The sequence below is a fragment of the Streptomyces sp. NPDC017095 genome, from assembly GCF_044332325.1.
Taxonomy (GTDB): Bacteria; Actinomycetota; Actinomycetes; order Streptomycetales; family Streptomycetaceae; genus Streptomyces.
The window spans coordinates 202,705-210,296 of the sequence record NZ_JBIROU010000013.1 but is presented as its reverse complement, the minus strand read 5'-3'; the positions used below and the strand labels follow the sequence as shown (position 1 = coordinate 210,296).

General features: G+C 73.1%; 6 protein-coding genes. All 6 read right to left on the bottom strand.

Going from position 1 to position 7,592, the window contains the following annotated elements:
- Nucleotides 1–219 precede the first annotated feature (219 nt).
- Complete coding sequence (locus ACH4OA_RS25555) at nt 220–1,809, bottom strand: dipeptide ABC transporter ATP-binding protein (RefSeq protein ID WP_397940282.1); 1,590 nt, start codon at nt 1,807–1,809, stop codon at nt 220–222.
- Nucleotides 1,806–2,804 carry an ABC transporter permease gene (locus ACH4OA_RS25550; protein ID WP_397940284.1) on the bottom strand — a complete coding sequence of 333 codons (999 nt, stop codon included), beginning with the start codon at nt 2,802–2,804 and terminating at the stop codon, nt 1,806–1,808. Before ACH4OA_RS25550 ends, ACH4OA_RS25555 begins: the two co-directional genes overlap by 4 nt.
- The gene (locus ACH4OA_RS25545) at nt 2,801–3,928 is read right to left on the bottom strand and encodes an ABC transporter permease (RefSeq protein WP_397971107.1); all 1,128 of its coding nucleotides are present in this window, start codon (nt 3,926–3,928) and stop codon (nt 2,801–2,803) included. Before ACH4OA_RS25545 ends, ACH4OA_RS25550 begins: the two co-directional genes overlap by 4 nt.
- A 4-nt stretch (nt 3,929–3,932) precedes the next feature.
- On the bottom strand, nt 3,933–5,651 hold the full coding sequence (locus tag ACH4OA_RS25540) for an ABC transporter substrate-binding protein (protein ID WP_397971105.1): 1,719 nt from the start codon (nt 5,649–5,651) through the stop codon (nt 3,933–3,935).
- A 190-nt stretch (nt 5,652–5,841) separates the two neighbouring features.
- Nucleotides 5,842–5,937, bottom strand: coding sequence for an Ms4533A family Cys-rich leader peptide (locus ACH4OA_RS25535; protein WP_365873088.1), 96 nt, complete (start codon nt 5,935–5,937; stop codon nt 5,842–5,844).
- Between the two features lie 57 nt (nt 5,938–5,994).
- Nucleotides 5,995–7,587, bottom strand: a complete 1,593-nt coding sequence (locus ACH4OA_RS25530) for a DUF3152 domain-containing protein (protein WP_397971102.1) — start codon at nt 7,585–7,587, stop codon at nt 5,995–5,997.
- Nucleotides 7,588–7,592: the final 5 nt, after the last annotated feature.

Genomic DNA, 7,592 nt, shown 5'->3' with positions numbered 1-7,592 from the left:
CCGCCGACCGAGGCCCCCGGGCCCCCCCCCGCGCCCGGGTGGGGGGCGCCGGGGTGGGCCCGCGGGCCCGCCGCGGCCCTACCGCCGGGCCGGGGGGGGGGGGGGCGCGGGGGGGGGCCCCCCCCCACCACCAGAAGGGGTGAACGCTCGTCACTTTCCCGTGCGGGTCGCGTTCCGTCACGCTATGGCGCCGTACGGTGATCATACGAGCGGGAAACGTTACGCCACCACGGGTTCGCGCCGGGCGGCGCGGCGCCGGGCCGCCAGCTCCGGGTCGAGCGCGGGTACGGCGGCGAGGAGCTGCCTGGTGTAGGGCTCGCGCGGGCTGTCGTACACCTCGTCGGCGGGGCCGTACTCCACGAGCCGGCCGCGCCGCATCACCGCCACCCGGTCGCTGACCTGCCGGACCACGGCGAGGTCGTGCGCGATGAAGACGAGCGCCAGCCCGAGTTCCCGCTGGAGTTCGCCGAGCAGGGCGACCACCTGGGCCTGGGTGGTGACGTCGAGCGCGGAGACGGGCTCGTCGCAGACGATGACGCGCGGCTCCGCGGCGAGCGCCCGCGCGATGCCGATGCGCTGGCGCTGTCCGCCGCTGAACTCGTGCGGATAGCGGTCGTAGTGCGCCCGGTCGAGTCCCACGCGCTCCAGCAGTTCCGCCACCCGCCCCCGGATGCGCTGCTCGTCCGCCCCGCGCGCGCGGAGCGGGTCGGCGATGGACTCGCCCACGCTGCGGCGGGGGTTGAGGGAGGAGACGGGGTCCTGGAAGACCATCTGGACGGCCGGGTCGACCCCGGTGTGCGGGCGCCCGTCGTAGCGGATCTCGCCGGCGGTCGGCTCCAGCAGCCCGACCAGCATGCGGCCGAGCGTGGTCTTGCCGCTGCCGCTCTCTCCGACCACGCCGAGGGTCTCCCCGCGCCGGACGGTCACCGAGACGCCGTCCACGGCCGTGAACGCCCGCCTGCCGCGCCCGAACTCGCGCCGCGCGCCGACGGCCTCCAGCACGACCTCGCCGGCGGCCGGCGCGGCCGTGCGGCGGGCGTCCACGCGCGGGACGGCGTCGAGCAGCTCGCGGGTGTACGGCTCGGCGGGCGCGGCGAGGACGGCGCCGACCGGACCGCGCTCGACGGCCCTGCCGTGCCGCATGACGAGGATGTCGTCCACGCTCTCGGCGGCCACGCCCACGTCGTGGGTGACGAGCAGCAGGCCCATGCCGGTCTCCGCGCGCAGCGCGTGCAGCAGGTCGAGGATCTGCGCCTGGACGGTGACGTCGAGGGCGGTGGTCGGCTCGTCGGCGATCAGCAGGTCCGGCTCGCAGGCGAGGGCCATGGCGATGAGGGCGCGCTGGCGCATGCCGCCGCTGAACTCGTGCGGCCGGGACCGGGCCCGCCGGGCCGCGTCCGCGATGCCCACCCTGTCCAGCACCTGCACGGCACGCGCGCGTGCGGCGCGACGGGACACGCGCGTGTGGACGCGGTAGACCTCGGCGATCTGGTCGCCGATCGCGTAGTACGGGTCGAGCGAGGACAGCGGGTCCTGGAAGACCATGGCCGCCTTGGCGCCGCGCAGCCGGCGCAGCTCCTCGTCGGAGGCCGCCTCCACGTCGGTGCCGGCCACCCGCACCGAGCCGCCGACCCGCGCCCCGGTGCCCCGGTGCAGGCCCAGCAGGGCGCCCGCGACCGTGGACTTGCCGGAGCCGGACTCGCCGACCAGGGCCAGCGCGGCGCCCTCCGCCAGGCTGAAGGTGAGCCCGTCGACGGCGCGCAGGGCACCGAACTCGACGGTCAGGTCAGTGACGTCCACCAGGCTCATGCGAGCACCACCCGTCGGTCGGCCACCGCGTACAGGACGTCCGCGACGGCGTTGGCGAGGACCACGAAGAAGCCGGTCACCAGGACCATGCCGACCACCACCGGCAGATCGACGACCTTGACGGCGTGCACCAGTTCCTGGCCGACACCGGGCAGGCCGAACAGGGTCTCGGTGAGGACGGCACCGCCGACGGCCGAGCCGAAGGTGACCGCGTTGAGCGCGATGACGGAGGCCGTCGCGCCGCGCAGCGCGTGCCGGGCGATCACCGCGCGCTCGCTGACGCCGTAGGCGCGGAAGGTGCGGATGTGGTCCTCGGCCAGCGTCTCCAGCATCGACGCCCGGGTCAGCCGGGCGAAGTTGGCCGCCTCGATGAGGGCCAGGGAGAGCCAGGGCAGCAGCAGGTTCCACGCCCACTGCTCGGGATCGTCGGTGAAGCGGACGTACTGCGGGAAGGGCAGCAGCCCGAGTTCGCCGCAGACGACGATCATCAGGATCAGGCCGATGACGAAGACGGGCGTGGCGACGCCCGCCAGGGTGATCGCGGTCAGCACGCGTTCGGAGATCCGGCCGCGCCGCCAGGCGGACAGCACGCCGGTGCCGATGCCGAGCACCAGCCAGATCACCATCGCGCCGAACACCAGCGAGAAGCTGACCGGCAGCTTGGCCAGGATGATGTCGGTGACCTGCTGGCCGGACTTGTACGACTGGCCGAGGCAGGGCGCCGCGCAGTGCTCCACGGAGGTGCCGGTGGAGAAGTCCTGGCCCACGAAGACGCCTTGCAGGAAGTGCCAGTAGCGGACGTACAGCGGGTCGTCGAGATGGAGCTGCTGAGCCACCTGGTGAACCTGGGCCGGGGAGCAGCGCGGGCCGCAGGTGATCTGGGCGACGTCGCCGGGAGTGACGTAGAAGACGACGTAGATGATCACCGACAGCACGAACAGGGTGATCACGGCGCCGATCAGCCGGCGCAGGACGAAACCGGTGAAGCCGTTCACGCCCGTTCCTCCTTCTTGGGCTTCTGTGGCTTCTGCGGCTCCTCCGACGGCCGCGGCGGCCGCGGCCCCCGCGGCGCGGTGCCGGTCGCGGACGCCGGCTCCCGCGGCGCGGAGCCGGCCGTCGCCGTCGCGGCGCGCGCCTCCCGTTTGCGGCCGGTGCCGATCCGCAGGCGGGAGGCGGCGCGCGGGTCGAGGGCGACGCGGACGCCGTCGCCGAGGACGGTCATCGCGAACACGGTCACGAACAGGGCGAGGGCGGGCAGCAGCAGGTACTGCGGGGCCGCCTGGTACCAGACGTCGGCGGAGGTGAGCATCTGGCCCCACGAGGGCGTGGGCGGCTGCACGCCGACGCCGAGGAAGGACAGGGCCGCCTCGGCGCTGATGTTCGACGGGATGAGCAGGGCGGCGTACGTGATGACCGGCGCGGCGAGGCCCGGGAGCAGTTCGCGTACGGCGGTCCGCCAGGTGCTCCAGCCGCTGAGCCGGGACGCGGAGACGTAGTCGAGGTTCTTCAGGGCGAGGGTCTGCGCGCGCACCATCTTCGCCATCGTGGACCATCCGGCCACCAGGGAGATGATCAGCGCGACTAGGACGGGCCGCGGGAAACCGGTGGGCACGACGGCCAGCAGGGCGAGCGCCATGATCATCAGAGGCATGGAGACGAAGAGGTCGGTGATCCGGCTCAGGACCAGGTCGACCCAGCGGCTGCCCAGTCCGGCGGCCACGCCCATGGCGACGCCGATGAGGAGCTGTACCAGCGTGGCGCCCAGCGACACGCCCAGCGAGACCCGCGCGCCGTAGACCAGCCGGGCGAACATGTCGCGTCCGGTCTGCGGCTCGACGCCCAGCCAGTGGCGTGCGCTCACGCCGCCGAGGGAGCCGACGGGCACGCCGCCGCGCGCGGAGTCGATCAGGCCGGGGTGGTAGGTGGTGGGGTCCTGGCCCTCCAGGGCGGTGAGCAGCGGCGCGGCGAGCGCGACCAGGACGAGCAGCGCCACCACGACGGCGGCGACGAGCGCGGCGCGCTGCGCCCGCAGCCGCCGCCAGAACTGACGTGCCCCCGAGACCACCGGGACGGCAGGGTCCGTCCCGGCGGTCTCGACGGCGGCAAGTGCCTCGCTCACGGTGCTACTTCACCGCGACCTGGGAGACGTCCAGGACACCGGTCCAGTCGCTGATGACGATGTTCTTGACGTCCTTGCCGTACAGACGCTTGTAGACCGGGTGGAACAGCGGCACGACGAGGGCCTTCTCGCCGATCTTCTTGTCCAGTGCACCCCACCGCCGGGCGGCGGCGTCAAGATCGGTCAGCTTGTTGATCGCGTCAATCTCGTCATTGACCGACTTGTCGTTCAGCAGGCCCGTGTTGAAGTTCGCTCCGTCCTTGACGATCTGCCGGCCGTCGAAGATCGGGGCGAGGAAGGGACCGCCGGAGGGCCAGTCGGCACCCCAGTGGGCCAGGAAGAGGCCCGGCTCGGTCTTCACGCTGTGGACCGTGTCCCGGTAGTCGTTGTCCTCCAGGCCCTCCAGCCTGACCGTGATACCGGCCTTCTTGAGCGCGTCCTGGACGGCGGTGGCGATCTCCGGGCTGGTCTCGAAGTCCTTGCTGTTGGAGTGGGTCAGCGTGAGGGTGAGCCCGTTCTTGTGACCGGCCTGCGCGAGCAGTTCCCTGGCCTTCGCCGCGTTGCCGGACGCACCCGCCGGGAACGGGTCGTACGGCGTGTAGCCGAAGGACTTCTGGTTCGGCAGGAAGGTGGTGGCGGGCTCGGCGAGGGCGCTGCCGCCGGCCGCGTTGACCACGGAGGACCGGTCGATGGCGTAGGCGACCGCCTGGCGCACCCTGGGGTCGTCGAACGGCTTCACCTTCGGGTTGAAGGCCAGGTAGTCGGTGTAACCGAAGTGGCCGGTGCCCACGCGCGCGGCCAGCTCCTTGTCGCCGCTCACCTTGGCGAGTTCGGCGGGGCCGAGGTTGGTGTCCGTGGTGACGGCGGCGGAGTCCGCGCCCTGGGACGCGGACAGCCGCTGGTTGATCACCGAGGAGTCGAGCCCGGAGCGCACGTCGATGGTGTCCGGGTACGCCTTGCGCTCGGCGTCGGTCGCGGCCGACCAGTGGGTGTTGCGCTCCAGGACGAGGTGCTCGCCGTCGTTCTCGTTCTTGACCACCTTGTAGGGGCCGGACGAGAGGGGGTGCGACTCGTACTTGGTGCCGGTGTCCTTGCTCCGGGGCACCGGGGTGAACTGCGTCTGCGTGGCGAGGTACGGGAACTCGCCCTCGGGCTTGTTCAGGTGGAAGACGAGGGTCCGGTCGTCCGGCGTCTCGATCGCCGACAGGCCCTTCTTGTCCTTGTACGGCCCCTGGTAGTCGGCGGCGCCGTCCAGCCAGTCCCGCAGGTAGGGAGCGCCGCCGGAGAGTTCGGGGGCGAAGGAGCGCTCGATGCCGTACTTGATGTCGGCCGAGGTGATCGGCGTGCCGTCCTCGTACTTGAGGCCCTTCTTGAGGGTGTACGTCCACACGGTCGCGTCCTTGTTGGGGCGTCCGGTGTCGGTGGCGAGGTCGGGGACGACCTTGGTGCCGGCGGCGCCGTTCTCGCGGTTGCGCGTGGTGAGGGTGCGGAAGACGAGGGAGGGAACGTTTCCGCCGCCGGAGGTGTACAGCCGCGCCGGGTCGAAGTCGCTCTGCGGCTGGGAGTTCAGGATCGTGAGCGTGCCGCCCTGATGGGGCGTGGAGTCGCCACTGGAGCCCTTGGCATCGCTGTCCTCCGGGCCGCAGGCGGCAGCGCCCGCTGCCACGACCAGGCTGACGGATGCCGCTGCCACGCGGCGCGCTGCGACGGACGGTTGACGCATCGGAATGACGACCTCTCGGATGACGAGTCGGGGCTGACCGAGGGTTTCTCGATCGCTGAGACATGGGGACGAGGAATGAGACGGCTGCGGACAGACGTCGGCCCCGGCGTCGGGTCGTCGAAGAATCCGTGACACGGTCACGGATCGGAAGGGAGGAGAAGGTCGCGACGCGAACGCCCGGGAGGCGGCGTCAGCGACAGTTGATATCGGCCACGCAGAGCGCGGTCACGCCGATGAGCGCCAGCTCGATGAGGGCGCTCGTACGGAGGGCATGACCAGACCACATGCGCTGAAATATGAACGAACACCCGGGCTCATGTCAATGTGACATAAGCGGTGCCGGTCAACTCCCGGGATAGGGCCAGGGATTGGGCCGGCAGTGGATTCCGTCGTGGTCCAGGAACTTGGTCTGCTGCTGCATGACCGGCGCCAGCTCGCCGTCCTTCTGGCACATGACGTGGCCGTGGCCGAGCCGGTGCCCGACCTCGTGGTTGATCAACATTTGCCGGTACGCATGGATCCGGTCACCGTATGTCTTGCTTCCTTGAGCCCACCGGTACGCATTGATCATGACGCGTTCGGTCGCGGCCGAGTCGCAGGACACGTTGTCCTCCGTGGTGTCCAGGCCGGACTTGGCGCACCACTTGGCGGTGGTGCCGGGGCTGGCCAGCGTGATCACGAAGTCGGGCTTGCCGGACGAGACGCGCTCGAAGGTGCGGGCACCGCCGTGGGCCCAACTGCGCCCGTCGTTCAGGGTCTTCTGCACGGCCTCGGCGAACAGCACGCCGTCCAGACCCAGTCCCCGCTCGACGTCGACGCGGTAGCGGTACTTCTGCCCGGTGCCGGGCGCCTTGTCGAAACCGGGCACGGCGTCGAAGGTCCCCGGGCCGGTCAGGGTGGCGGCGAGCGGGTAGGTGCGGCTCATCTTCTGGCCGTAGGTCAGGGCGGCCTGACTGGGCACGGCCGAGGGCGTCGGCGCTCCGGAGGTCCCGGCGCCGGGGGAGTGGCCGGCGGCGGACCCCGACCGTGCGTCGGCGTCCTGTCGCGTCTTGGTCACCTGTCCGGCGACGATCACCGCGAGGACGGTGGTGACGGCGGCCGCCGCGATACCGGTGAACGCCCAGCCCTTGGTGCCGCCGCGCCGCGCGGACGCGCCGCCGTCCGCCGCCGTGGCGGACTTCCGCGCAGGCCCGTCCGGCCGTCCGCCGCCACGGCCCGCCGGGTCCCCTCCGGCCGCACCCGCGGTGCCGCCGTCCCGGGCGTCCCCGTCGCCGGCGTCCCGTGCGCCGGCGCGCTCGAAGGCGTCGAGGTACTCCTGCCGGGGCCCGGGGCCCCGCCGCGGTCCGCCCTGCCCCGCCCGCCGCTGCCGGGGCAGCACCACACCGGGTCCGCCGTTGCCGGGTGCCCGGCCGGGGAACTCGCCCCAGCCGCCCCCGGCTTCCCGCTGCTCCGGATGCGCGCCGCGCACGGACGCGCCGTCCGGGGACGCGTCGTCCGGGGACCGCGGCACACCGCGCGCGGGCGTGCCGTCAGGGCTCCCGGGCACGCCCCGCACGGCACCGCCGTCGGACGGCCGCGGCGTGCCCTGCGCGGGGGCGCCGCCGGACGACCGGGGCGCACCGTGGGCGGGGCCGCTGTCCGCGGGCCGCGGCACACCGCGCGCGGGCGTGCCGTCGGAAGCGCCCGGCACACGCCGTGCCGACGCGCCTACGGCGACGCCCGGAACGGCGGCCGGGTCGGCGGCCGGGTCGGCGGCCGGGTCGGCGGCCGGGTCGGCGGCCGGAACCCCCGCGGCGCCGGGGGCCGGCACGCCCGCGGGGCCCGAAGCGGTGTCCTGGCGGCTGTCCTGGCGCGTGCCGCGCCGGCTGTCGCGTGGTGCGGTGATGTCCGCGGGCTCGGCCTTCGGGGCCGGTCCGCGGCGGCTGTGACGTCCCACCCCCG